At 65.3% G+C, this 24,938-nt stretch carries 22 protein-coding genes; 12 read left to right on the forward strand and 10 right to left on the reverse strand.

Going from position 1 to position 24,938, the window contains the following annotated elements; translation table 11 throughout:
• The first annotated feature begins 333 nt into the window (after positions 1-333).
• From clpS to BO1_RS26845, 3 genes are all read left to right on the forward strand, one after another.
• The gene (gene clpS, locus BO1_RS26835; protein WP_028205276.1) at positions 334-648 is read left to right on the forward strand and encodes an ATP-dependent Clp protease adapter ClpS; all 315 of its coding nucleotides are present in this window, start codon (positions 334-336) and stop codon (positions 646-648) included.
• Positions 645-2,936: an ATP-dependent Clp protease ATP-binding subunit ClpA gene (clpA, locus tag BO1_RS26840; RefSeq protein WP_028220202.1), complete on the forward strand. Its 2,292-nt coding sequence runs from the start codon at positions 645-647 to the stop codon at positions 2,934-2,936. The genes clpS and clpA overlap by 4 nt, the downstream gene beginning before the upstream one ends.
• A gap of 241 nt (positions 2,937-3,177) precedes the next feature.
• Positions 3,178-4,590, forward strand: a complete 1,413-nt coding sequence (locus BO1_RS26845) for an amino acid permease (RefSeq protein WP_043286614.1) — start codon at positions 3,178-3,180, stop codon at positions 4,588-4,590.
• Between the two features lie 67 nt (positions 4,591-4,657).
• Here BO1_RS26845 and dut read toward each other — a convergent pair whose 3' ends face one another.
• From dut to BO1_RS26875, 6 genes are all read right to left on the reverse strand, one after another.
• A complete protein-coding gene (gene dut, locus BO1_RS26850) occupies positions 4,658-5,104 on the reverse strand; it encodes a dUTP diphosphatase (RefSeq protein ID WP_028220204.1) in 447 nt (148 codons plus the stop codon).
• 32 nt (positions 5,105-5,136) lie between these two features.
• The gene (locus BO1_RS26855) at positions 5,137-6,141 is read right to left on the reverse strand and encodes an LLM class flavin-dependent oxidoreductase (RefSeq protein ID WP_028220205.1); all 1,005 of its coding nucleotides are present in this window, start codon (positions 6,139-6,141) and stop codon (positions 5,137-5,139) included.
• A gap of 67 nt (positions 6,142-6,208) precedes the next feature.
• Positions 6,209-7,438, reverse strand: coding sequence for a bifunctional phosphopantothenoylcysteine decarboxylase/phosphopantothenate--cysteine ligase CoaBC (gene coaBC / locus BO1_RS26860; protein ID WP_281179203.1), 1,230 nt, complete (start codon positions 7,436-7,438; stop codon positions 6,209-6,211).
• A 41-nt stretch (positions 7,439-7,479) separates the two neighbouring features.
• Positions 7,480-7,998, reverse strand: coding sequence for a signal peptidase II (gene lspA, locus BO1_RS26865; protein WP_028220207.1), 519 nt, complete (start codon positions 7,996-7,998; stop codon positions 7,480-7,482).
• Positions 7,998-10,850: an isoleucine--tRNA ligase gene (gene ileS / locus BO1_RS26870; protein ID WP_028220208.1), complete on the reverse strand. Its 2,853-nt coding sequence runs from the start codon at positions 10,848-10,850 to the stop codon at positions 7,998-8,000. Before ileS ends, lspA begins: the two co-directional genes overlap by 1 nt.
• A 164-nt stretch (positions 10,851-11,014) precedes the next feature.
• Complete coding sequence (locus BO1_RS26875; RefSeq protein WP_028220209.1) at positions 11,015-12,010, reverse strand: bifunctional riboflavin kinase/FAD synthetase; 996 nt, start codon at positions 12,008-12,010, stop codon at positions 11,015-11,017.
• Between the two features lie 176 nt (positions 12,011-12,186).
• Between BO1_RS26875 and purN the strand changes: the two genes are divergently transcribed.
• The 5 genes from purN to nadC all read left to right on the forward strand — a co-directional run bounded on the left by purN (position 12,187) and on the right by nadC (position 18,152).
• Positions 12,187-12,858, forward strand: a complete 672-nt coding sequence (purN, locus tag BO1_RS26880; RefSeq protein WP_028220210.1) for a phosphoribosylglycinamide formyltransferase — start codon at positions 12,187-12,189, stop codon at positions 12,856-12,858.
• Positions 12,855-14,246, forward strand: a complete 1,392-nt coding sequence (locus tag BO1_RS52840) for an RsmB/NOP family class I SAM-dependent RNA methyltransferase (protein ID WP_084688207.1) — start codon at positions 12,855-12,857, stop codon at positions 14,244-14,246. Before purN ends, BO1_RS52840 begins: the two co-directional genes overlap by 4 nt.
• 432 nt (positions 14,247-14,678) lie before the next feature.
• A complete protein-coding gene (locus tag BO1_RS26890; protein ID WP_028220211.1) occupies positions 14,679-15,875 on the forward strand; it encodes a DesA family fatty acid desaturase in 1,197 nt (398 codons plus the stop codon).
• A 232-nt stretch (positions 15,876-16,107) separates the two neighbouring features.
• Positions 16,108-17,238: a quinolinate synthase NadA gene (gene nadA / locus BO1_RS26895; RefSeq protein WP_028220212.1), complete on the forward strand. Its 1,131-nt coding sequence runs from the start codon at positions 16,108-16,110 to the stop codon at positions 17,236-17,238.
• Positions 17,238-18,152 carry a carboxylating nicotinate-nucleotide diphosphorylase gene (nadC, locus tag BO1_RS26900; RefSeq protein WP_043286619.1) on the forward strand — a complete coding sequence of 305 codons (915 nt, stop codon included), beginning with the start codon at positions 17,238-17,240 and terminating at the stop codon, positions 18,150-18,152. Before nadA ends, nadC begins: the two co-directional genes overlap by 1 nt.
• Before the next feature lie 121 nt (positions 18,153-18,273).
• Here nadC and nadB read toward each other — a convergent pair whose 3' ends face one another.
• From nadB to radC, 4 genes are all read right to left on the reverse strand, one after another.
• Positions 18,274-19,875: an L-aspartate oxidase gene (gene nadB / locus BO1_RS26905; RefSeq protein WP_028220214.1), complete on the reverse strand. Its 1,602-nt coding sequence runs from the start codon at positions 19,873-19,875 to the stop codon at positions 18,274-18,276.
• Positions 19,876-20,088: 213 nt separating this feature from the next.
• Positions 20,089-20,256, reverse strand: a complete 168-nt coding sequence (gene rpmG / locus BO1_RS26910; protein WP_027817504.1) for a 50S ribosomal protein L33 — start codon at positions 20,254-20,256, stop codon at positions 20,089-20,091.
• A 10-nt stretch (positions 20,257-20,266) separates the two neighbouring features.
• A complete protein-coding gene (rpmB, locus tag BO1_RS26915) occupies positions 20,267-20,500 on the reverse strand; it encodes a 50S ribosomal protein L28 (RefSeq protein ID WP_027817503.1) in 234 nt (77 codons plus the stop codon).
• A gap of 277 nt (positions 20,501-20,777) precedes the next feature.
• Positions 20,778-21,578, reverse strand: a complete 801-nt coding sequence (gene radC / locus BO1_RS26920) for a RadC family protein (RefSeq protein WP_084688208.1) — start codon at positions 21,576-21,578, stop codon at positions 20,778-20,780.
• 171 nt (positions 21,579-21,749) lie between these two features.
• Between radC and BO1_RS26925 the strand changes: the two genes are divergently transcribed.
• From BO1_RS26925 to BO1_RS26940, 4 genes are all read left to right on the forward strand, one after another.
• The gene (locus BO1_RS26925; protein ID WP_028220216.1) at positions 21,750-22,205 is read left to right on the forward strand and encodes an FKBP-type peptidyl-prolyl cis-trans isomerase; all 456 of its coding nucleotides are present in this window, start codon (positions 21,750-21,752) and stop codon (positions 22,203-22,205) included.
• Between the two features lie 5 nt (positions 22,206-22,210).
• The gene (ispH, locus tag BO1_RS26930; protein ID WP_028220217.1) at positions 22,211-23,170 is read left to right on the forward strand and encodes a 4-hydroxy-3-methylbut-2-enyl diphosphate reductase; all 960 of its coding nucleotides are present in this window, start codon (positions 22,211-22,213) and stop codon (positions 23,168-23,170) included.
• Between the two features lie 570 nt (positions 23,171-23,740).
• Positions 23,741-24,124, forward strand: a complete 384-nt coding sequence (locus tag BO1_RS26935) for a hypothetical protein (protein WP_028220218.1) — start codon at positions 23,741-23,743, stop codon at positions 24,122-24,124.
• Between the two features lie 211 nt (positions 24,125-24,335).
• On the forward strand, positions 24,336-24,938 hold a 603-nt coding region (locus BO1_RS26940), incomplete at its 3' end, for a branched-chain amino acid ABC transporter permease (RefSeq protein WP_043286622.1).

Consider the following 24,938-nt stretch of genomic DNA (forward strand, 5'->3'; position numbering starts at 1 on the left):
AAGTCGCATAATCGACTCACATGGGATGCACTGCAGCACGAAATCTGACAGCGTGCGTGCGGATGCCGACAGTAGCTGCCCACGTGCTCGCGCAGGTTGTGCGATACTCGATTCGACGGTGGCCCGAAAGCTGCTGGCACAATGGTTCGAACCGGCCCCGCAGCCGGGCGCCCGCCACAATGTGGTTTGAAGTGTGGCTTGGGCGAGGCTGATCGAGTCCGGAATCGGGGGCTGCGCCAGGATTGTCCGCGAGGCGCCGTGGCCCGGTTCACCGGACGGCCGGTCGGGTTTCGGCAGGATTGCGGGCCTGTCCGAGTTGTTTAGAATGGGTGTATGGCGATTATCCCGGACAAGCAGGATTCAACTGTAGTGGAGCGGCAGGAGCAAAAGGTCAAACCGCCCTCCATGTACAAGGTCGTGCTGATGAATGACGACTACACGCCGATGGAATTCGTCGTGATGGTCGTGCAGGAATATTTCAATAAGGACCGCGAGACCGCAACACAGATCATGTTGAAGGTGCATCGCGAGGGCAGGGGCGTTTGTGGGGTCTATACGCGGGACATCGCGTCGACCAAGGTTGAGCAAGTCGTTACCCATGCAAGGCAAGCGGGACATCCGCTGCAGTGTGTGATGGAGGAAGCATGATTGCCCAGGAACTGGAAGTCAGCCTGCACATGGCGTTCATGGAAGCACGTCAGGCGCGGCATGAGTTCATCACGGTCGAGCACTTGTTGCTGGCGCTGTTGGATAACCCAACGGCGGCGGAAGTGCTGCGAGCGTGCGCCGCGAATATCGAAGACCTGCGACAGAACCTGCGCAACTTTATTCACGACAACACCCCTACGGTTCCCGGCACGGACGACGTCGATACGCAGCCGACGCTCGGGTTCCAGCGCGTGATCCAGCGCGCGATCATGCACGTGCAGTCCACTTCCAACGGCAAGAAGGAAGTCACGGGCGCGAACGTGCTGGTCGCGATCTTCGGCGAGAAGGACTCGCACGCGGTGTACTACCTGCAGCAGCAGGGCGTCACGCGTCTGGACGTGGTGAATTTCATTTCGCACGGCATCGCGAAGACCGGTAGCGGCGAAGCCGCCAAGGCCAGCGACGCGAATGCCGAAGCCGAAGACGCGGCAGGCCAGAAGGAAACCCCGCTCGCCCAGTTCACGCAGAATCTGAACCAGATGGCGAAGGACGGGCGCATTGATCCGCTGATCGGCCGCGAGTCGGAAGTCGAGCGCGTGGTGCAGGTGCTGTGCCGCCGCCGCAAGAACAATCCGCTGCTCGTGGGTGAAGCCGGCGTGGGCAAGACCGCGATCGCGGAAGGCCTCGCCTGGCGCATCACGCGCGGCGAAGTGCCGGACATTCTCGCGGATGCGCAGGTCTACTCGCTCGACATGGGCGCGCTGCTGGCGGGCACGAAATACCGCGGCGACTTCGAGCAACGTCTGAAGACGGTGCTCAAGGAGCTCAAGGAGCGTCCGCACGCGATCCTGTTCATCGACGAGATTCATACGCTGATTGGCGCGGGCGCCGCTTCGGGTGGCACGCTCGATGCGTCGAACCTGCTCAAGCCGGCGCTGTCGTCGGGCACGCTCAAGTGCATCGGCGCGACCACCTTCACGGAATACCGCGGCATCTTCGAAAAGGATGCGGCGCTGTCGCGGCGCTTCCAGAAGGTCGATGTGGTCGAGCCCACGGTCGAGCAGACGGTCGCGATCCTGCGGGGTCTGAAGTCGCGTTTCGAGGAGCACCACGGCGTGAAGTATTCGTCGGGCGCGCTCAATGCGGCGGCTGAGCTTTCGGCACGCTTCATCACCGACCGTCATTTGCCCGACAAGGCCATCGACGTGATCGACGAAGCGGGCGCGGCGCAGCGCATCCTGCCGAAGTCCAAGCAGAAGAAGACCATCGGCAAGAGCGAGATCGAAGAGATCATCTCGAAGATCGCGCGCGTGCCGGCGCAAAGCGTGTCGCAGGACGATCGCAGCAAGCTGCAGACGCTCGACCGCGATCTGAAGGCCGTGGTGTTCGGCCAGGATCCGGCCATCGACGCGCTCGCCGCCTCGATCAAGATGGCGCGCGCGGGTCTGGGCAAGACCGACAAGCCGATTGGCTCGTTCCTGTTCTCCGGCCCGACCGGCGTCGGCAAGACCGAAGTGGCGCGCCAGCTCGCGTTCACGCTCGGCATCGAGCTGATCCGCTTCGACATGTCGGAATACATGGAGCGTCATGCGGTGAGCCGTCTGATTGGCGCGCCGCCGGGCTATGTGGGGTTCGACCAGGGCGGTCTGCTCACCGAAGCCGTCACGAAGAAGCCGCACTGCGTGCTGCTGCTCGATGAAATCGAGAAGGCGCACCCGGACATCTTCAACGTGCTGCTGCAGGTGATGGACCATGGCACGCTGACCGACAACAACGGCCGCAAGGCGGACTTCCGCAACGTCATCATCATCATGACGACGAACGCGGGTGCCGACACGATGAACAAGTCGACGATCGGTTTCACGACCCGGCGCGAGCAGGGCGACGAAATGGCCGACATCAAGCGCCTGTTCACGCCCGAGTTCCGCAACCGGCTCGACCAGACGATCAGCTTCCGTGCGCTCGATGAGGAAATCATCATGCGCGTGGTCGACAAGTTCCTCATGCAGCTGGAAGACCAGCTGCATGAGAAGAAGGTCGACGCGCTCTTCACCGACGCCCTGCGCAAGCATCTGGCCAAGCACGGTTTCGACCCGCTCATGGGCGCGCGGCCGATGCAGCGCCTGATCCAGGACACGATCCGCCGTGCGCTCGCCGACGAACTGCTGTTCGGCAAGCTCGTGAACGGCGGCCGCGTGACCGTGGACGTGGACGCGGAGGACAAGATCCAGCTCACGTTCGACGCGCAGCCGGCGCCGCGCAATCCGGAAGCGGTGGAAGTGGAGTAAGCGGCGCGAAAAGCGCGCAAGCGTCAAGGCGCAACGGCGTAGCTCGATATGGGCTACGCCGTTTTATTTTGGTGATAAGAATCAGGAATCCGAAGCAAATTTGGGCGACCCGTTGCGCGAACCGGTACCGGGGCGCCACGGCCGATGAGCCGCCTCAAAGTAAAATGCGGGTTTATCTCGCCGTCGGCGTTTTCACGATGCGCAGTGCCTCAAAGCGCTTGCGCAAAGCAGGGGTGTAATAGTGGTACCACGTAAATCGGGCGCGTTCGACTCCATCGTCGAGCGCGAGCAGGGGCTGCGCCAGGGCTTGTCCGCAGGCCAGATGACGATGATCGCCATCGGCGGCGCGGTGGGCACCGGGCTCTTTCTCGGCAGCGGCTTTGCCATCGGTTTTGCCGGGCCGGGCGTGCTCGTGTCCTACGCCATTGGCGCGCTGATCGCCTTGCTGCTGATGGGCGCGCTGGCCGAGATGACCGTCGCGCATCCCACGTCGGGCTCGTTCGGCGCGTATGCCGAGCACTATATCGGCCCGCTCGCCGGCTTCGTCGTGCGCTACGCGTACTGGTCCGCCTATGTGCTCGCCGTGGGCACCGAAGTCGCGGCCATCGCCATCTACATGAAGTTCTGGTTTCCCCACGTGCCGGGGCTGTACTGGATCGTCGGGTTCTCGGCGGCGCTGATCGTCGTGAACGCCATGAGCGTGCACGCCTACGGCACCATCGAGTATCTCTTTTCCAGCCTCAAGATTGCCGCCATCGTCGCGTTCATCGTGCTGGGCGCCTGGTTCGTGTGGCGCGCTCCAGCCGCTTCGGGCGTGGGGTTCGCGAACTATACGTCGCACGGCGGCTTGATGCCGAAGGGCTGGTGGGGCGTCTGGGTGGGCACGATTGTTTCGCTTTTCAGCTATCTGGGCGTGGAAACCATCGCGGTTGCTGCGGCGGAAGCCAAGGACCCGGCACGCGCCGTCACGCGCGCGTTCCGCGCCACGGTGCTGCGCCTCGTGCTGTTCTATCTGCTCACGCTCGCGCTCATGCTGGCCATCGTCCCCTGGACGCAGGCGGGCGGCAACGAGAGCCCGTTCGTGAAGGTGATGGCCGAGACCGGCGTGCCGTACGCGGCAGGCGCGATCAACTTCATCGTGCTCGTGGCGGCGCTCTCGGCCATGAACAGCCAGCTCTATATCACCACGCGCATGATGTTCAGCCTCTCGCGCGCCGGCTACGCGCCGGTGGCGTTCGGGCGCCTCACGCGCCAGGGCGTGCCGACGGCGGCGCTCTCGCTCTCGACCATCGGCATTGCGGTGGCGGCCGTGCTCAACGCGCTCTGGCCGCAGGCGGCGTTCACGCTGATGATGTCGATCGCGATGTTCGGCGCGATGTTCACGTGGCTCATGATCTTCGTGACGCAGATTTTCTTCCGCGTGCGTCGTGGGCGCGATGGAAGCGCGCCGCTCCAGTTCCGCATGTGGGGCTTTCCGTTCACGAGCGTGCTGGGCGCGGTGCTGATGCTCGGCATCCTGGTCGGCACGGCGTTCACGCGCGAATTCCGCATGACGCTGGCGTATGGGCTCGCGTTCCAGGCGGTGCTCGTGGTGGTGTATGCGCTGTGGTATCGCCGGCGGCAACCCGCGGCGCAAACTCAAGGGTCGATCTAAGAGGCTCCAGAAGCAAAAAAGCACGCCGCGGCGTGCTTTTTTGTTGCTTGCTGCACTTGCGTGAAGCTCAGTGCTTGCCCGTGCTGCCGAAACCGCCCGCGCCGCGCTCGCTCTGCTCGAAGTCGTCGACGAGGTTGAACTGCGCCTGCACCACCGGCACGATCACGAGCTGCGCGAGGCGCTCCATCGGATTGAGCGTGAACGTGGTGTGGCCGCGGTTCCAGGTGGAGATCATCAGCTCGCCCTGATAGTCGGAGTCGATCAGGCCGACGAGGTTGCCGAGCACGATGCCGTGCTTGTGGCCGAGGCCCGAGCGCGGCAGGATCAGCGCCGCATAGCCGGGATCGGCCAGATGGATCGCGAGGCCGGTCGGCACGAGCTTCGTTTCGCCCGGCTCGAGCGTGATCGGCGTTTCGAGGCAGGCGCGCAGGTCGAGGCCCGCGCTGCCCGGCGTCGCGTAGTGGGGCAGCTGGTCGCGCATGCGTTCGTTCAGGATCTTGATGTCGATTTTCATGAGGCTCCGATTCGATCGGGGTCGGGTTTAGGTCAGTTTCGAGGCAGCTGAAAGGCCTCGGCGAGAAGTTCGTAGGAGCGCAGACGCGCCGCGTAGCTGCCTGCGACGGTCAGCACGATGAGCTCGTCGGCGCGGAAGCTGTCCTTGAGCGCAAGCAGGCGCCCGGCGACGCTCTCCGGCGTGCCGATGACGCTGCGCGGCTTTTCGCGGTCGATCACGATTTGCTCGCGCTCGCCGTATTCCTGCGCGCGGCCCTGTTCGAGGCTCGGAATGGGCGCGTTCAGGCCGTAGGCCATCTGCACGCGGCGCAGGTCGACGGCCTTTTCGAGGTCGGCGGCTTCGGCTTCGGTATCGGCGCAGATCGCGAACACCGCGCACGCCAGATAGGGCTTCGCTTCGTGGCCCGGCTGGAAGGTGTCGCGGTAGGCATGGGCCACGAGGTGCCCGAAGTGCGCGTTGATGAAGTGCGCGAACGAGAAACGCAAGCCCAGCTGCGCCGCGAGCGCGCCGCCGAAGTCGCTCGAGCCCAGCACCCAGAGCTGCGGGCGCGTGTCGATCTGCGGCTGCAGCACGACGCCGTGCGCGAGGTGGTCGGCGGCGAGCGTGCCGTCCATCAGGCCGACGAGATCCTGCACCTGCTGCGTGAACTGGTCGCCGCGGTTGTACGCGCCCGCCGCGACGGCCTGCGCGGTGCGCATGTCGCCGCCGGGCGCGCGGCCCACGCCCAGGTCGACTCGACCGGGGAACAACGCTTCGAGCATCATGAACTGCTCGGCGACCTTGAACGGGCTGTAGTAGGGCAGCATGATGCCGCCCGAGCCGATGCGGATGCGCCGCGTCACGCTGCCGAGGCGCGCGAGCATGACTTCGGGAGCGGGGTTGCACACGCCCAGCAGGCCATGGTGCTCGGCGCACCAGTAGCGCGTGTAGCCGAGGTCGTCGGCGAGCTGCGCGAGTTCGACGGTGGCGGCAATGGCGTCCGCCGCGGTGTGCCCGGCGATCACGGGCGACTGGTCCAGCACGGATAGCAGTGTCATGGCAGTACTGCTCCTTCACTTCGTTCGTGGCGCCGCGTGCCGGCACGCGAGGGCGCCGGCGCGCGCGTCACGAGATGATGCTCGGGTCCGGCAGACGCCGCGCGATCTCGGCGATCAGCGTTTGCGCGAGCGCCTGTTTGGCCGCGCGCGGCAGCGGCGTGCGGCCGCCGGCCTCGAACAGCACGACTTCGTTGTCGTCCCGGCCGAACGTGAGCGGGCCGAGATTGCCGATCAAGAGCGGCACTTTCTTGCGTGCGCGCTTTTCTTCCCCGTGCACGTCGAGGTCGCCGCTTTCGGCGGCGAACCCCACGCAATATGGCGGATTCGCCATGGCCGCGACCGAAGCCAGAATGTCGGGGTTCTCGACGAAGCTGAACGTCGGCATGCGGTGCTCGGCCGTCTTCTTGATCTTGTGCTCGGCGACGTGATCGACGCGCCAGTCGGCCACCGCCGCCACGCCGATGAAGACATCGGCGTCGCTCGCCTCGCGCATCACCGCGTCGTACATCTGCTGCGCGGTCTGCACGTCTTCGCGCCAGACGCCCCACGGCGTGGGCAGCGCAACGGGGCCCGCGATCAGATGCACGTGGGCGCCGGCCTGCTGTGCCGCGCGCGCGAGCGCAAAGCCCATCTTGCCGCTCGAACGGTTCGTGATGCCGCGCACCGGGTCGAGCGGCTCGAAGGTCGGTCCCGCGGTGATCAGCAGCTTGCGGCCTGCCAGCACCTTCGGCGCGAAGAACGCGACGATGGCCTCGTAGATGGCTTCCGGCTCCAGCATGCGCCCGTCGCCGATCTCGCCGCAAGCCTGCGGGCCGGAGTCGGGGCCGAGCGTCTCGATGCCGTCCGCGCGCAGCTGCGCGACGTTGCGCTGCGTGGCCGGGTTGCCCCACATCTGCCGGTTCATGGCCGGCACGACCAGCAGCGGGCAGTCGCGCGCGACGCACAGTGTGGCGAGCAGGTCGTCGGCGAAACCGTGCGCGAGCTTCGCGAGGAAGTCGGTGGAGGCGGGCGCGACGACGATGGCATCGGCGTCGCGCGAGAGGTCGATGTGCGCCATGTTGTTGGGCACGCGGCCGTCCCACTGGCTCGTGTAGACGGGCCGGCCCGAGAGCGCCTGCATTGTGACCGGCGTGATGAACTGCGTGGCCGCCTCGGTCATCACGACCTGCACGGTTGCGCCGGCCTTGGTCAACAGGCGCGTGAGCTCGGCGATCTTGTAGCAGGCGATGCCGCCCGTCATGCCGAGCACGAGGTGGCGCCCAGCCAGCTCGCCGGGATTTGCAGCGGAGGTGTTCAAGTCAGGTCTCCCCCTTTCTCCGAGACACGCATTAGAGACGATCAGCGCGCGCTGCGCACGCGCCGCAATTCGTCGAACACCAGCAGGATGGCGCCCACGGTGATCGCACTATCGGCAACGTTGAACGCCGGCCAGTGCGACGAACCCAGGTGGAAGTCGAGAAAGTCGATCACATGGCCGTACATCAGGCGGTCGAGCACGTTGCCGAGCGCGCCGCCGAGTATCAACGCGAGTGCGGTGCAGAACAGGCGCTGCCCCGCATGGCGCTTGAGCAGATAGCAGATCACCAGCGCCGCGACCACGCCGAGCGCCGTGAAGGCCCAGCGCTGCCAGCCGCCCGCCGCCGCGAGGAAGCTGAACGCCGCCCCCTTGTTGTAGACGAGCACGAGGTTGAAGAACGGCGTGATCACGCGGCCTTCGCCGTAGCTGAACACCTTGGAGATGGCGATCTTCGTGAGCTGGTCGGCGAGGATCACGATCACCGCGATGCCGAGCCACGGCACGAGCGTGCCGCGCGCGCCGCTCGACTTCGACTGTTTCGGCAGGGTCGTCTTGGCCATTATGCCGCGCTCCGCGCTTCGCCGTTGCCGAACAGATTGACCACGCAGCGGCCGCACAGGCCCGGGTGCTCCGCGTTCGCGCCGACGTCTTCGCGGTAGTGCCAGCAACGCTCGCACTTGAGGTACTTCGAGGTGACGACTTCGACGCCTTCGTCGGCTTCGTTTTCCACCTTGACGATTTCGGCCGCCGAGGTGATCAGCACGAACTTGAGGTCGTCGCCCAAGCTTTCGAGCGCAGCATGACGTGCGCCGCTGGCCAGAATGCGCACCTCGGCCTGCAGCGACGAGCCGATCTGGTTCGCCACGCGCGCCTCTTCGAGCGCCTTCGTCACGTTGCCGCGCACGTCGCGCAGCAGCGTCCACTTGGCGATCAGCTCGGGCGCCTGTGCGATGTCGGGGAACGCGTGGAACGTCTCGGTGAAGATGGTCGTGCTTTGCGGCTGGAACACCTTCCAGGCTTCCTCGGCGGTGAAGGAGAGGAACGGCGCGAGGATGCGCAGCAGGCTGTGCGTGATGTGGTGCAGCGCGGTTTGCGCGGCGCGGCGCGCGGCCGAATCCGGCGCGCTCGTGTACAGGCGGTCCTTGAGCACGTCCAGATAGAAGCCGCCCAGGTCTTCCGAGCAGAACGTCTGGAGCTTGGCCACGACCGGGTGGAACTCGTAGCGGTCGTAGTGGGCCAGCACGTCGCTTTGCAGCGTGTGCGTGAGCGCGACGGCGTAGCGGTCGATTTCGAGCCACTGGTCGGCAGGCAGCGCGTGCTTCTCGAAGTCGAAGTCCGAGAGGTTCGAGAGCAGGAAGCGCAGCGTGTTGCGGATGCGGCGATAGCCTTCCGTCACGCGCTTGAGAATTTCCTCCGAGATCGCCAGCTCGCCCGAGTAGTCGGTCGAGGCAATCCACAGGCGGATGATTTCCGCGCCCAGACGGTTCGCGACCTCATGCGGATCGACGCCGTTGCCGAGCGACTTCGACATCTTGCGGCCTTCGCCGTCGACGGTGAAGCCGTGCGTGAGCAGCGCGTTGTAGGGCGGGCGGCCGTCCAGCATCGAGGCCGTCAGCAGCGACGAGTGGAACCAGCCGCGGTGCTGGTCCGAGCCTTCCAGGTAGAGGTCGGCCGGGAACTGGAGCTCGTCCTTGTGCGAGCCGCGCAGCACGTGCCAGTGCGTCGTGCCCGAGTCGAACCACACGTCGAGCGTGTCGCGGTTCTTCTCGTACAGGTTGGCGTCGTCGCCGATCAGCTCGCGCGGATCGAGCGTCTGCCAGGCTTCGATGCCTTCCTTCTCTACGCGCTGCGCAACCTGTTCGAGCAGCTCCAGCGTGCGCGGATGCAGCTCGCCGGTTTCCTTGTGCACGAAGAACGCCATCGGCACGCCCCATTGGCGCTGGCGCGAGAGCGTCCAGTCGGGGCGGTTTGCGATCATCGAATAGAGGCGCTGCTTGCCCCACGACGGGTAGAACGCCGTCGCCTCGATGCCTTCGAGCGCCGTCTCGCGCAGGGTCTTGCCGCCGTCCTTGGGCGTGACGTCCATGCCCGCGAACCACTGTGAGGTGGCGCGGTAGATGATGGGCGTCTTGTGGCGCCAGCAGTGCATATAGCTGTGCAGGTATTTTTCGCTGCGCAGCAGGGTGCCGGAGGCGTCGAGCGCGTCGACGATCTTCGGGTTTGCGGCCCAGATCGTGAGGCCGCCGAACAGGGGCAGCGATTCGATATAGCGGCCGTCGCCCATCACCGGGCTGATGATGTCGGAGTCGGCCATGCCGTGCGCCTTGCACGACACGAAGTCTTCCACGCCGTAGGCCGGCGCCGAGTGCACGATGCCCGTGCCGGTGTCGGTCGTGACGTAGTCGCCCAGGTAGATGGGCGAGGTGCGCTTGTAGCCCGGATGCGCCGAGGCGAGCGGGTGGTGGAAGCGCAGGTTCGCGAGCTTCTCGCCCAGCGTCGTGGCGACGATCGTGCCGGTCAGGCCGAATTCCTTCATGCAGGCTTCGACGCGTTCTTCGGCGAGAATCAGCAGGCCGCGCTCGGTATCGACGAGCGCGTAGACGATCTCCGGATGCACGTTGAGCGCCTGGTTCGACGGGATCGTCCAGGGCGTGGTGGTCCAGATCACGATGCCGCCTTCCTCGCGCGGCAGGGCGGCGAGGCCGAACGCCTTCGCCGTCTGCTCGGGCTGCGCGAACGGGAACAGCACGTCGATGGTCGGATCGGTCTTGTCCTTGTATTCGACCTCAGCTTCGGCGAGCGCCGAGCCGCAGTCGAAGCACCAGTTCACGGGCTTCAGGCCCCGGAACACGTAGCCCTTCTCGATGATCTTCGCGAGCGCGCGGATCTCGCCCGCCTCGTTCACGAAGTTCATCGTCTTGTACGGGTTGTCCCAGTCGCCGAGCACGCCGAGGCGCTTGAAGCCGGTCTTTTGCGTCTCGATCTGGCCCGCGGCGTACTCGCGCGCCTTCTGCATCACTTCCTGGGCCGGCAGCGACTTGCCGAACTGCTTCTCGATCTGGATTTCGATCGGCATGCCGTGGCAGTCCCAGCCCGGCACGTAGACCGCGTCGTAGCCCGCGAGATTGCGCGCCTTGACGATCATGTCCTTCAGGATCTTGTTGACCGCGTGGCCGAGGTGGATGTCACCGTTCGCATACGGCGGGCCGTCGTGCAGGATGAACTTCTTGCGGCCCTTCGAGGCTTCGCGGATCTGCTTGTAGACGCCTTTCTCTTCCCACTCCTTGACCCATTGCGGCTCGCGCTTGGGCAGGTCGCCGCGCATCGGGAACGGGGTGTCCAGAAGATTGACGGGGTACTTCGATTCGGACTTCTGCGCGGCTTTGCCGGAGGATGCTTTCTTGTCGCTCATGGTGAGATCACGTGGAATTCGGGGGATGCTCGGCGTCAGCATTGCGGCCATGCCGCGCAACCGTCGCCTCGGGCGCCGCACGCGGCTGTAAGTTCGCTCGCGGCGCCTGGGGGCGGGACAACCCGCGTCGCGCACGCCAAGGGCGCGCACGCACGGGCCGCAGGTCACCTAATTCGGTCGGTGGCCGAGGTGGCGAAGCCGGTCGAACGGCTGCCGGTTACGTCGATACCCGCGGCGGCGAACCACGCGCGGGCGTTCGTCACGTCGCGCGCAATCGCGGCGGTGAGCGTTTCGAGGTCGGCGAACTTCTCTTCGTCGCGCAACTTCTTGAGGAACTCGACACGCACGAGCTTGCCGTAGGCGTCGCCGTGCCAATCGAGCAAATGCACTTCGAGCAGCACGCGGCCCGAGTCGTCCACCGTCGGGCGCAGGCCGAGGCTCGCGACGCCGGGCAGCGGGTGGTCGGCGATACCGTGCACCTGCACGACGAAGATGCCCTTGAGCGCCGGGCGCTTGTGGCCGATCGGCAGGTTCAGCGTGGGAAAGCCGAGGTCGCGGCCAAGCTTCAGGCCGTGGGTGACGTGCCCGCTGATTTCATAGCCGCGGCCGAGCGAGGCGCGCGCTGCATCGAGGTCGCCCGCTGCGAGCTGCGTGCGCACGGCGGAGCTGGAGATGCGCACGCCCGAGGGGTCGGCCACGGTTGCCATCTGCTCGACTTCGAAGCCGTGCTCGCGGCCCGCGGCCTGCAGCGAGGCGAAGTCGCCCGCGCGTTTCGCACCGTAGCGGAAGTCGTCGCCGATCATCATCCAGCGCGCGTGCAGCCCGCCCACGATGATGCGCTCGACGAACGCATCGGGCGACTGGCTCGCGAAGGTATGGTTGAAGTGCTCGACCACGACGCGGTCCACGCCGTTCTCGCGCAGCGCTTCGAGCTTGTCGCGCAGCATGGCGATGCGCGGCGGGGCGCTGGCCGGATTGAAGAACTCGCGCGGATGCGGCTCGAAGGTCATCACGCAGACGGGCAGACCGCGTGCGTCGGCGGCTTCGCGCACGCGCGCGAGCAACGCCTGATGCCCGCGGTGGACACCGTCGAAGTTGCCGATGGTGAGCGCGCAGGGCGCTCGGCTTTCGGCGTTGGGAAGACCGCGGAAGACTCTCACGATAGCGGAACCTGGAGGAACCTGAGGGAACCTGGAAAAGTGCGCGCGGGCCATGCGCGCCGATCGAGACCGGTTATGCGGCCACGGCCGCGACTAAACAGGAGATTATAAACGCACGCGACGTCGATCGCCGCCGCGCGAGCGTCCAACGCCTTCCCCGATGATAAAATCCGCGGATGAAAAATCTCGTCATTCTGATTTCGGGGCGGGGCAGCAACATGGAGGCCATCGTGCGCGCATGCGCGAGCGAGGCCTGGCCGGCGCGCGTCGCCGCCGTGATTGCCAACCGTCCCGACGCCGCGGGCCTTGCGTTCGCGGCGTCGCACGGCATTGCCACGGCGGTCGTCGACCACCGCCAGTATCCCGATCGCGCCTCCTTTGATGCGGCGCTCGCCCGGGCGATCGACGGCCATGCGCCGGACCTCGTCGTGCTCGCCGGCTTCATGCGCGTGCTGACCGAGGGCTTCGTGCAGCATTATTCGGGTCGCATGCTCAATATTCATCCTTCGCTGCTGCCGAGCTTTCCTGGCTTGAAGACGCACGAAAAGGCGCTCGACGCGGGCTGCCGCGTGCATGGCGCCACGGTCCATTTTGTCACGCCGACGCTCGATCATGGCCCGATCGTGGTGCAGTCGGTCGTGCCCGTGCGCACGGGCGACGACGCCGCGGCGCTCGCCGCGCGCGTGCTCAAGACCGAACACGTGATTTATCCGCGCGCGGTGCGCTGGTTCGTCGAAGGGCGCCTCGCGCTCGACGGCGAGCGCGTGACGCTCACGCCACCCGAGCCCCAGTGGCTCTTCCTTGACGACATGAACGCGAACGCACAAACCGCCGGGGAGGGCGCATGAGGCTGCATGGTTTTCTGATCGGACAAACCGAGACGTTGCTGGCCGACGTCCTCAAGTTCACGGGTCCCGCTGACGCGGTGACGAGCCGTTTCTTCCGCGAGCATCCGAAGCTCGGCCATGCCGAGCGCGGCGTGATCGCCGAGGCGGTGTTCGCGGTACTGCGCCGGCGCATGGAGTTCGCGCACCTGGCCGAGAGCGGCACCGGCAGCCCGACGCGGCGCCTCACGCTGCTCGGCCTGATGGCTACTGCTGGCCGTTCGGCCATCCGCCCGTTCGTCTCCGACGCCGAGGCCAACTGGCTCGAGCACGTCGCGAAGATCGATCCGGCGAGCCTGCCGCAGCGCGTGCAGCTCAATTTGCCCGAGTGGATCGTGAAGGCGCTGGAAACGCGCTTCGACGCCGCCGAGCTCGCCCAGCTGGCCGCCGCGCTGAACTACCCCGCGCCGCTCGACCTGCGCGCTAACCCGATCAAGGCCAATCGTGAAGAACTGCTGCGCGCATTGGGCGAGTCCGGCATCGAAGCCGGCGAGACGCCGTTCGCGCCGTTCGGCGTGCGCGTGACGGGCAAGCCCGCGCTTGCCAAGCTCGACGCGTTCAAGGACGGCTGGTTCGAGGTGCAGGACGAAGGCAGCCAGCTGCTGTGCTCGCTCGTCGCGCCGCGCCGCGGCGAAATGGTGGTGGACTTCTGCGCGGGCGCGGGCGGCAAGACGCTGGCGCTTGGCGCGATGATGCGCTCGACGGGCCGCCTTTACGCCTTCGACGTTTCCGAGAAGCGCCTTGCCAAGCTCAAGCCGCGCCTCGCGCGCAGCGGCCTGTCGAATGTCAATCCGGTGCTGATCGACAGCGAGCACGACGCCAAGATCAAGCGCCTGATCGGCAAGATCGACCGTGTGCTCGTGGACGCGCCGTGCTCGGGGCTCGGCACGCTGCGCCGCAACCCCGACCTCAAGTGGCGCCAGTCGCCGGAGTCGATCGCCGAGCTCGCGCCCAAGCAGCTTTCGATTCTCACGAGCGCGGCGCGCCTGCTCAAGCGTGGTGGCCGTCTCGTCTACGCGACCTGCAGCATTCTCGAAGCCGAGAACGAGGCGGTCGTGAAGCAGTTCCTCGAAGCTCACCCCGACTTCGTGCTGGTGAGCGCGCGCGAGGCGCTCGCGGACCAGCGCGTGGGCCTCGACACTGGCGAGTACCTGTCGATGTGGCCGCACCGCCACGCGACGGACGGTTTCTTTGCCGCCGTGCTCGAGCGCCGCGGTGAAGCGCAGCCCAAGGCGAAGAAGGCAGGCGCCGTCACGACGCCGGACGAGGCAGCCGCAGCGACCGAAGCCGCCGACGCCATCGCCCACGCGCAGGAGTCCGAGGCCAGCGAGCCCGACGCCGCGCTGGAGTAAGTGAGCGGTAGTGGGCAAAGCGCGGGGCCGTCCGGTGCAGCTGGACGGCCCCGTGTCGTATGCGCTGCCTGATGAGAATGGGGGAAGAGAATGGGGGAACGGTTGCCGGAGCACGTGTCTCGGCCGCAGCGGGCGGTTCGCGCCACTTAAGGTGAGGTTAAGGCGTAGCTGTCATTCTGATCGTGACGTCAGGCGGCGAAAGGCTAGATGGGGTCGGAAGGCGCAGAAAAGGCTTCAGCGAGTGTGGCAAACCGTCACAAAATGCGATCCAGAGATTGACTCGGCCGCCATTAGGGAAAAAAATCTCTATTTGTTACAAACACTTGGAACGGTTCTAGTAGAATGCCGTCCAACCCCTCCTGGTCACTTTCATTTTCTTGACATCGGCGCGGTGCTGAAAGGCCGGCGCGCTTCGTTTCACGGGTACCTACCTTGTTGAATTCCCTGCTTGATTTCCTCGCCCACGGGGTGCTGCATTTCTCGTGGTGGCAGATCGTGCTGTTCGTGGCCGTGGTCACCCACATCACGATCATCGGCGTGACGGTGTATCTGCACCGCTGCCAGGCGCACCGCGCGCTCGATTTGCACCCGATCGCCAGCCACTTCTTCCGTTTCTGGCTGTGGATGACCACGGGCATGCTCACGGGCCAGTGGGCCGCCATCCACCGCAAGCACCACGCCAAGTGCGAGACCGAAGAAGATCCGCACAGCCCGCAGACGCGCGGCATCTGGAAGGTGCTGCTCGAAGGCGCCGAGCTCTATCGCGCCGAAGCGAAGAACGAAGAGACGCTGCGCCGCTTCAGCCACGGCACGCCCAACGACTGGATGGAGCGCAACGTCTACACGCGCTACCCGATCCTCGGCGTGAGCATCATGATGGTGATCGACGTTGCGCTGTTCGGCGTGGTCGGCCTGTCCGTGTGGGCCGTGCAGATGGCGTGGATCCCGTTCTGGGCCGCCGGCGTCGTGAACGGCCTTGGCCACTTCTGGGGCTATCGCAACTTCAACTCGTCGGATGCGAGCACGAACCTTCTGCCGATCGGCATCATCATCGGCGGTGAGGAGCTGCATAACAACCACCACACCTTCGCGACTTCCGCGAAGCTCTCGAACAAGTGGTACGAGTTCGACATCGGCTGGATGTACATCCGCATGATGCAGGCCGTCGGTCTCGCGAAGGTCAAGAAGGTCGCGCCCACGCCGCGCCTCACCAAGGGCAAGCTCGTGGCCGACCACGAGACGCTCCAGGCCGTGCTCTCGAACCGCTATGAAGTGATGGCGAGCTATGCGAAGGCCGTGAAGCAGGCGTATCGCCAGGAGCTCGCGCATCTGAAGGAAGTGGGCGAGCGCGAGAAGTACAAGGTCATGCGCGGCGCGCGCAAATGGTTCGACAAGGAAGAAGCCAGCCTGAACGAGCCGCAAAAGCGCCAGTTGCCGCAGATCTTCGCGAACAGCCAGAAGCTGCGCACGTACATCGAGTTGCGCAGCGAACTCGCGGCAATCTGGGAGCGTTCGAGCGCTTCGCGCGAACAGTTGCTCACGCAGCTCCAGGATTGGTGCCACCGTGCCGAGCAAAGCGGCATCAAGGCGCTCCAGGAATTCGCGTCGCGTCTGCGCCGCTACGCCTGATTCTGCGGATTCGCAGGTTCGCGGCGGCCAATGCGCGCCGCGTGAATCTCGAAAAAATCCATTAGAATCCAGGTACGTCACAAAACCCCGCGCTGGCGGGGTTTTTCTTTTGGGGCCGCGGAAAAGCCGGTGTCATGCACCGATCTGGAGCCGTGGCGATCGGCAGGGCTGCAACTAGAGCATGGGGTCGGAGTCACGAGCGTTGCTCGAACTTTGGCCGAAAGAGGAGATCATGAGTCAGGCAATCAGGAAGGTCGAATATGACCGGCCGCAGGGTGCCGTCTGCAGCGTTGGACAGGCGTGGGCGAAGGTGCCCGACGCACCCAGCGCGGCAGAGCGCGTTGCATTGAAGGAGCGCATTCGCGCGTTGCTCAAGCGCGAAAAGGCGGTGCTCGTCGCGCACTATTATGTCGATCCTGAATTGCAGGAGCTGGCGGACGAAACGGGCGGCTGCGTGGCCGATTCGCTCGAGATGGCGCGCTTCGGCCGCGATCACGAGGCGCAGACGCTCGTCGTGGCCGGCGTGCGCTTCATGGGCGAGACCGCCAGGATCCTGAGCCCGAACAAGCGCATTCTGATGCCGGACCTCGATGCGACCTGCTCGCTCGACCTCGGTTGTCCCGTTGACGAGTTCTCCGCGTTCTGCGATGCGCATCCCGATCGCACCGTGGTGGTCTACGCGAACACCAGCGCCGCCGTGAAGGCACGCGCGGACTGGATGGTCACTTCGTCGATCGGTCTGGAGATCGTGGCCGATCTGCACGCGAAGGGCGAGAAGATCCTCTGGGCACCGGATCGCCATCTGGGCAACTACATCCAGAAGAAGACCGGCGCCGACATGCTGCTGTGGCAGGGCTCGTGCCTCGTGCACGACGAGTTCAAGGGCATCGAGCTCGATCTGCTGCGCGCCGAGTATCCCGACGCCAAGGTGCTCGTGCACCCCGAATCGCCCGAGGCCGTGGTCGCGCTGGCGGACGTGGTCGGCTCGACCACGCAGTTGATCGACGCCGCCGTCAAGCTCGACGCGCAGCGTTTCATCGTCGCGACCGATCTCGGCATCCTGCACAAGATGCGGCTTGCCGCGCCGGGCAAGACCTTCATCGAGGCGCCCACGGCCGGCAACAGCGCGACCTGCAAGAGCTGCGCACATTGCCCGTGGATGGCCATGAACGGCCTCACGAATCTCGCCGACGTGCTCGAGCGCGGCCATAACGAGATCTTCGTCGACGCTGCGGTTGGCGAGCGGGCGCGCCTGCCGATCGACCGCATGCTCGCCTTCGCGGCCGAGCACAAGCGTCGCGTCCAGGCGAGTGGCGATCTCGCGCGCGACACCGCGCTGTTCTCGCAGGTGGGGGCGGCCTGATGACGAATTTGAAGGAAGGCGCGCAGGCGTTGCGCGCAACGGAGGCCGTCGCGCCCGTGCTCGACGAAGTGCGCGCGCAATACGGCGCGGCGTTCGATGCCGCGATCGCGCGTAACGTCGCGGATGCCCTCGAGGAAGACGTCGGGCCTGTCGACCAGACGGGCCGCCTCGTACCCGCGGACGAAGTGCGCGACGCGCGCATCATCGTGCGCGAGGACGCGGTGCTGTGCGGCGTCCTGTGGTTCGACGGCGTGGTCAAGCGCGTCGATCCGCGCATCGAGGTGCGCTGGCACTATCGCGAGGGCGAACGCATGGCGGCGGACACCATCGTGTGCTCGCTGCGTGGCCCGGCGCGCTCGCTGCTTACGGCCGAGCGCAACGCGATGAATTTTCTGCAGCTGCTCTCGGGCGTGGCGAGCGTGACGCGCCGCTACGTCGACATGATTGCGCATACCCAGGCGCGCATCCTCGACACGCGCAAGACGCTGCCCGGCCTGCGCCTCGCGCAGAAGTACGCGGTGCGTGTCGGGGGCGGCGCCAACCAGCGGCTCGCGCTTTACGATGGCATCCTGATCAAGGAAAACCACATCGCGGCGGCGGGCGGTGTCGGCGCGGCGATGGACGCGGCGATGGCCCTCGATGCGGGCGTGCCGATCCAGATCGAAGTCGAGACGCTCGAACAACTCGATGTGGCGCTCGCGCATGGCGCGAAGTCCGTGCTGCTCGACAACTTCTCGTTCGAGATGATGCGTGAAGCGGTCAAGCGCACGGCGGGGCGCGCGGTGCTCGAAGTCTCGGGCGGCGTGAACTTCGACACGGTTCGCACGATTGCGGAAACGGGCGTGGACCGCGTCTCGATCGGCGCGCTGACCAAGGACGTGCGGGCTACGGACTACTCGATGCGGATCGTCTGAGCGCGCCGCGTTTCAAGCGCCGAATGAACAAAGGCCACCTCGCGAGAGGTGGCCTTTTTGCTGGGCCTGGCCCGTCCGGAGGGGCGGTGCGCCGTCGTGCCAGTGCGCTCGTCCCGCCGCGTTACGCCATGGTGCGATTGCGCACGCGCTCCGGCGAGAGCACGCTCGGCAGCGCCTTGGGCAGCGTGCCCGGCCAGTCGCGGCTGTAGTGCAGGCCGCGGCTCTCGCGGCGCGAGCGCGCGCTCTCGACGATCAGCGACGCCACATCGACCAGATTGCGCAGCTCCAGCAGATCGCGCGTCACGCGGAAGTTCGCGTAGTACTCGAGAATCTCGTCGCGCAGCAGCGCGATGCGGTGCTGGGCGCGCTCGAGGCGCTTGTCCGTGCGCACGATGCCCACGTAGTTCCACATGAGGCGGCGCAGCTCGTCCCAGTTATGCGCGACCACGACTTCCTCGTCGGAGTCGGAGACGCGGCTTTCGTCCCAGTCGGGCAGCGGGGCGTGCGCGCCCGCGCCAAAGCCTTCCGCCTCGATCGCCTCGGCGGCCGAACGGCCGATCACGAGGCATTCGAGCAGCGAGTTGCTGGCGAGCCGGTTGGCGCCGTGCAGGCCCGTGTACGACGTCTCGCCGACGGCGTAGAGCCCCGCGAGGTCGGTGCGGCCGGCCAGGTCGGTCACCACGCCGCCGCAGGTGTAGTGCGCGGCGGGCACGACGGGGATCGGCTCTTTCGTGATGTCGATGCCGAATTCGCGGCAGCGCGCGAGGATCGTCGGAAAGTGCTCTTCGAGAAACGCGGCCGGCTGATGGCTGATGTCGAGATGCACGCAGTCGATGCCGTGCTTCTTGATCTCGAAGTCGATCGCGCGGGCGACGATGTCGCGTGGCGCGAGCTCCGCGCGCGCGTCGTGCGCGGGCATGAAGCGCGTGCCGTCGGGCAGGCGCAGTACGCCGCCTTCGCCGCGCACGGCTTCGGAAATCAGGAACGACTTCGCGTGCGGGTGGAAGAGGCAAGTGGGGTGGAACTGGATGAACTCCATGTTCGCCACGCGGCAGCCCGCGCGCCAGGCCATGGCAATGCCGTCGCCGGTGGCCGTGTCGGGGTTGGTCGTGTAGAGGTAGACCTTGCCTGCGCCGCCCGTGGCCAGCACCGTGTGCGGCGCCTGGATCGTCACCGTGCGGTCGTTCTGCAGATCGAGCGCGTAGAGGCCATGGCAGCGGCGGCCCGGCAGACCGAGACGATCGGACGTGATGACGTCGATCGCCTGGTGGTCTTCGAGGATCGTGATGTTCGGATGCTGGCGCGCGCGCTCGAGCAGCGTCTGCACGACCGCGTGGCCGGTGGCGTCGGCGGCGTGGATGATGCGCCGGTGGCTATGGCCGCCCTCGCGCGTGAGATGGAAGCCGAGCTCGGCGGCGGCGTCCTTCGTGAACGGCACGTCCTGGCCAATCAGCCACTCGATGGCTTCGCGCCCATGCTCGACGATATAGCGCGTGGCCGCCTCGTCGCACAGGCCGCCGCCGGCGACGAGCGTGTCGTCCACATGGTTCTCCACGCTGTCGGCCGAATCGAGCACCGCGGCGATGCCGCCCTGCGCCCGGTCGCTCGCGCCCTCGGTCATCGCGCGCTTGGCGATCAGCACCACGCGACGCGTGTCCGCGAGGTTCAGTGCGACGCTCAGTCCCGCCAGCCCGCTGCCGACGATCGCTACATCGAAATTCATGGTCCTGCCTCTCCGTCTCTCTTGTTCTGCTGCTTCGTGCCACCTGGAGCCGCGCTGCGGCGCCTTTTGCCGGTGACGTGCGCACAGGCGGCGGGTGAATCGGCAAGCATACTCCGAGAGGGGAGCGGACGAAAAGCCGCACTTGCGGCCAAAAAGAAAAACCCCGCCAAAAGGCGGGGTTTTCTGTCTTCGTCTGGCTCGAAACCCGATCAATTACTTGATCTTGGTTTCCTTGTACTCGACGTGCTTGCGAACAACCGGGTCGAACTTCTTGATCGACATTTTTTCCGGCATGTTGCGCTTGTTCTTCGTGGTCGTGTAGAAGTGACCCGTGCCTGCGGTCGACTCGAGCTTGATCTTGTCGCGGATACCCTTGGCCATGATTTACTCCTTAGATTTCGCCGCGTGCGCGCAGGTCTGCGAGCACGGAGTCGATGCCGTTCTTGTCGATCAGGCGCAGGCCTGCGTTCGAGATGCGCAGACGCACCCAACGGTTTTCGCTTTCAACCCAGAAACGGCGGTTTTGCAGGTTCGGGAGGAAACGGCGCTTGGTTTTGTTGTTTGCGTGGGAAACGTTGTTGCCGCTCATCGGCGCTTTCCCAGTGACTTGGCATACACGTGCCATGAGTGCACTCCTACGGAAATTCTGAGTTCGAGAGCCGCTTAAGTTTCCCAGGCGAGAAATGGCCGGAATAAGAGCGCGCTCACGTATGGATGAGAGACAACCTCGAACCCAGGCCATATTTCCCCTGGAATGCCGCGACGGGCTTCGGAACAGGGTTGGAAATAGGCAAACCACAAGTCTAGCAGAAAAATGCCAGGAAAATCAAACCCGATTTGCAAGTGCCGTGGTGACAGTGCACAGGCCAGGCCATTGCAAAATGGGTTCCGATGCTGATGGGTCAATCGAGTCCGTGGCGGGCAAACGAAAACGTCTCCTGCGTGCCGATGATCAGATGGTCCACGAGCTGGACCTCCACGAGGGCGAGCGTTTCGCGCAGCACCCGAGTCAGGCGCCGGTCGCTCGCGCTCGGCTGGACCGCACCCGATGGATGATTGTGCGCGACGATCAGGCTGGCCGCATTGAGCATCAGTGCGCGCCGGACAATTTCGCGCGGATAGACCGCCATGCGCGTGAGCGAGCCGCGCGTGCTCTCTTCGGTGCGGATCAGCCGATGCCGCACATCGAGAAAAAGGCACACGAACACTTCATAGCCCCGTCCACCGATCAGCAGGCGAAGATAGTCTTCAACCGCGCCGGGCGAATCGATCAACGGCTTTTCTTCCAGTTGCTCGGCGAGCGCGCGCCGGGCGAGCTCGAGTACGGCGACGAGCGTCGAAGCCTTGGCTGGCCCGATGCCGCGCAGGCTCTCGAATTCCTCGCGCTGCGCGTCGAGCATGGCGCGCAGCGACCCGAAGTGCCCGAGCAGGGACCTCGCAACGTCGAACACGTCAAAACCCCGCAATCCCGAACCGAGCAGGAGTGCGATCAGTTCGAGGTCGGAGAGCGCGGCCGCCCCGGATTCGAGCAGGCGTTCGCGCGGCATGACGCGGTGCCGTGCCTCGGCACGCTCCGCGCTTGCAACGGGGGCGACTGCAATTGGTCGCGCCGCGTCGTGCACGAGGGCGATTGGCGGCGCGCCAGCCGCCCCGGCCGCGGCGCCGTCGCGCCAAAGCGGCTTGCTACAGGCGATTTCGAACATTCGATCTCCTCGCGGCGGGCAGGGCGCGCACCATGCGCGCGGCCGCCGTCCAGCAACTATGTGGCTTACAATAGCGGTTTCCCGACCGCGCGAAGGCGGCCGGACCGGCCCCTTGAGGGCGCCTCGCGCGCGCACGCGCTGCGCTCGCGCCCAGACGAATACGAGTACCGAATGAGCATCATCGACATCTCCGAGGTGAAACCCGGTTCCCACGTCACCCTGAACTACCGGCTTTCGCTCGCCGATGGCACCGAGATCGTCAATACGTTTGTCGACCGCCCGGCTACGCTGCTGCTGGGCGTCGGGCAGCTTTCGCCGCCGTTGGAGAGCATTATGCTGGGTCTGAAAGTGGGGCACCACTCCACCTTTCAGCTAGAACCCGGCGTCGCTTTCGGCCAGCGCAATCCCGATCTGATCCAGCGCGTGTCGCTCAAGACGCTGCGCGATAACGCGATGATCGGCGAGTCGTTCAAGCCCGGCGACCTCATCGAATTCAACGCGCCCGACGGCGGGCGCTACGCCGGCGTGCTCAAGGAGGTGAACGAGACCTCCGCGCTGTTCGATTTCAACCATCCGCTTGCAGGCCAGGCGGTTGCGTTCGAAGTGCAAATCATCGGAATCCTTTAAAGCCCATGACCACGGACACGTCCCTTCTCGCCGACACCGAAATCCTGCTCGCTCAGCCGCGCGGGTTTTGCGCCGGCGTCGACCGCGCCATCGAGATCGTCGAGCGGGCCATCCAGCTCCACGGCGCGCCCATCTACGTGCGACACGAGATCGTGCATAACGCCTACGTCGTCGAAGACCTGCGCAAGAAAGGGGCGATCTTCATCGAGCAGCTCGATGAAGTGCCGCCCGGCAACACCGTCATCTTCAGTGCGCACGGCGTGTCCAAGGCCGTACGCGCCGACGCCGAGGCGCGCGGCCTGCGCGTCTACGACGCGACCTGTCCGCTCGTGACCAAGGTGCACGTCGAAGTGGCGAAGATGCGCGACGAGGGGCTCGACATCGTGATGATCGGCCACAAGGGACACCCGGAAGTCGAAGGCACGATGGGCCAGGTGCATGAGGGCATGTATCTGGTCGAGGATATCGCCGACGTTCAGGCGCTCGACCTGCGCGATCCGCAGCGCGTGGCCTTCGTCACGCAAACCACGCTGTCCGTGGACGACGCCGCCGAGATCATCGCCGCGCTCAAGGCGCGCTTTCCCGAGATTCGCGAGCCCAAGAAGCAGGACATCTGCTATGCCACCCAGAACCGCCAGGACGCGGTCAAGTTCATGGCACCGCAATGCGACGTCGTGATCGTGGTGGGCAGCCCGAACAGCTCGAACTCGAACCGCCTGCGTGAAGTGGCCGAAAAGCGCGGCATCCCCGCCTATATGGTGGATGCGCCCGAGCAGATCGATCCGAGCTGGCTCGAAGGCAAGCGCCGCATCGGCCTGACGGCCGGCGCGTCGGCGCCGGAGGCGCTGGCGCAGAAGATCATTCAGCGTCTGCACGAGCTTGGCGTGCGCAATGTGCGCGCGCTCGAGGGTATCGAAGAGAGCATCGCGTTCCCGCTGCCGCGCGGTCTCGGACAGCCGGCCTGAACGCCGGGCCTCACCCCGGATTCGCCGTAAAGCGCGCCAAGTGGCGCGCTTTTTTTTCGCCCGGCGAAAACGACGGTGCGCGCCCTGCGCCATTAAATAGGGATATATCACTCGAAACGTGAGGTAAACCACGTTGCTACGGCCCGGTCGTATTAGTGTTTTCGCTATAGGGCAGGGTCGAATTTCTCGGTATGACCCCCCATATTCGGAAGGCTCGGCCGCTTCCAATCCTGCGCGCATCGATTCGGTGCGAAATTTCAATATTCACTTAAATGCCTGTGGCCGGATGTTCGATGCCCGCCCCATAAGGCATAGCGCCACGCCGAAACAACACTTGATGCGAGTCATGCCAGATTTCGGTGCAACTGGTGCACGAAAATATGGCGCAACCCAAGGTGCAACCATACGCGTCTTCTTATTTTAAAAATTGGTTGCAATGCAGGAAAACCCTGTCGGCTCAACAATATTGCCGGTCGCATAATTGGAGTTACAATGCGCGCGTTCTGGGGGCCGAACGGGCTCGCGAGGCCCTACAGGCAAGCATTTCGGAAGGCGCAGGAGACCTGATTAATGCAAGTCGAGTTTGCTTTTGCCGCGTCTTCGGCGGCTGCGGTTGCAACGCGCCCAGTGTGGTTCTTCCGCAGTGCCGAAACAGGCATCAGCGCAACATCGATGACTGGCACGCATGTTGCATATGCAGGCGGCACGAATGCGGTTTTCGTGATGGACCAAAAGGTTCTGGCCGATGCTGCCGTAAACGGTAGCGCGGCAGGGACGCAGGGTCCGTCAGCCGGCTTGCCCGAAGCCGTGCGCGGTCATGCGGCGTCTTTCGACGCCGCCGGCCGTGCCTGCGCCAAGGGCAGCCCGAAAGTGGGAGTCATGACGTATGACGCACGCAAGGCTGGCCGTGAGGCCCGCCGCGCAAGCGTCGTCGCGAAAGTGACAGGTAGTTGAACCCGACGGCACCGAACCATCCGACGGTGCCGTTTTTGCATCCGCTTCCGGCGAGCAAGCAGCTGCAACACAGCGGCAACGCGATCCGGACGTGGCCAACCTTTACCGGTCTTTTACTTCAGTACCCGAGAGTGTCGTTGCGGTTCCGTAAAACATCGCCCACCGGCCGATGACGAGCGCGAATCCGGTCGCACGGGCAAAGGAGCATTAAATGGATATTTTCATCCAGCAGATCCTGAACGGGCTGGTGCTTGGCAGCATCTACGCCATCATCGCGCTGGGCTACACGATGGTGTACGGGATTCTGGGCATCATCAACTTCGCGCACGGCGACGTGCTCATGGTCGGCGCAATGGTGGCGCTTTCCGCGATCAACGTGTTGCAGAATCACTTCCCGGGCCTCGGGAACATCCCCACGCTGTGCATTGCGCTCGTGATAGCCGCGATTGTGTGTGCCCTCGTCGGGTACACGATCGAAAGAGTCGCGTACCGGCCGCTGCGGCGCGCGCCGCGTCTCGCGCCGCTGATCACCGCCATCGGCGTGTCGATCCTGCTGCAAACGCTCGCGATGATGATCTGGTCGCGTAACCCGCTGGCCTTCCCGCAGCTGATCTCGACCGATCCGATCAACGTGATCAAGGCGACCGACACGGGCGTAGGCGCCGTGATCTCGCCGACCGAGATCGTGATCATCGCCGTCGCGTTCATCGTGATGGCGGGCCTCTTGCTCCTCGTGCACAAGACCAAGCTCGGCCGCGCCATGCGCGCCATCGCCGAGAATCCGAACAATGCGAGCCTGATGGGCGTGAACCCG

The sequence above is a fragment of the Paraburkholderia oxyphila NBRC 105797 genome, assembly GCF_000685075.1.
Taxonomy (GTDB): domain Bacteria; phylum Pseudomonadota; class Gammaproteobacteria; order Burkholderiales; family Burkholderiaceae; genus Paraburkholderia; species Paraburkholderia oxyphila.

Coding starts and splice junctions, on each gene's coding strand:
- clpS (WP_028205276.1), top strand. CDS start 334: ATGGCGATTATCCCGGACAAGCAGGATTCAACTGTAGTGGAGCGGCAG.
- clpA (WP_028220202.1), top strand. CDS start 645: ATGATTGCCCAGGAACTGGAAGTCAGCCTGCACATGGCGTTCATGGAA.
- dut (WP_028220204.1), bottom strand. CDS start 5,104: ATGAAAATCGACATCAAGATCCTGAACGAACGCATGCGCGACCAGCTG.
- BO1_RS26855 (WP_028220205.1), bottom strand. CDS start 6,141: ATGACACTGCTATCCGTGCTGGACCAGTCGCCCGTGATCGCCGGGCAC.
- lspA (WP_028220207.1), bottom strand. CDS start 7,998: ATGGCCAAGACGACCCTGCCGAAACAGTCGAAGTCGAGCGGCGCGCGC.
- ileS (WP_028220208.1), bottom strand. CDS start 10,850: ATGAGCGACAAGAAAGCATCCTCCGGCAAAGCCGCGCAGAAGTCCGAA.
- purN (WP_028220210.1), top strand. CDS start 12,187: ATGAAAAATCTCGTCATTCTGATTTCGGGGCGGGGCAGCAACATGGAG.
- BO1_RS52840 (WP_084688207.1), top strand. CDS start 12,855: ATGAGGCTGCATGGTTTTCTGATCGGACAAACCGAGACGTTGCTGGCC.
- nadA (WP_028220212.1), top strand. CDS start 16,108: ATGAGTCAGGCAATCAGGAAGGTCGAATATGACCGGCCGCAGGGTGCC.
- nadC (WP_043286619.1), top strand. CDS start 17,238: ATGACGAATTTGAAGGAAGGCGCGCAGGCGTTGCGCGCAACGGAGGCC.
- nadB (WP_028220214.1), bottom strand. CDS start 19,875: ATGAATTTCGATGTAGCGATCGTCGGCAGCGGGCTGGCGGGACTGAGC.
- rpmG (WP_027817504.1), bottom strand. CDS start 20,256: ATGGCCAAGGGTATCCGCGACAAGATCAAGCTCGAGTCGACCGCAGGC.
- rpmB (WP_027817503.1), bottom strand. CDS start 20,500: ATGGCACGTGTATGCCAAGTCACTGGGAAAGCGCCGATGAGCGGCAAC.
- radC (WP_084688208.1), bottom strand. CDS start 21,578: ATGTTCGAAATCGCCTGTAGCAAGCCGCTTTGGCGCGACGGCGCCGCG.
- BO1_RS26925 (WP_028220216.1), top strand. CDS start 21,750: ATGAGCATCATCGACATCTCCGAGGTGAAACCCGGTTCCCACGTCACC.
- ispH (WP_028220217.1), top strand. CDS start 22,211: ATGACCACGGACACGTCCCTTCTCGCCGACACCGAAATCCTGCTCGCT.
- BO1_RS26935 (WP_028220218.1), top strand. CDS start 23,741: ATGCAAGTCGAGTTTGCTTTTGCCGCGTCTTCGGCGGCTGCGGTTGCA.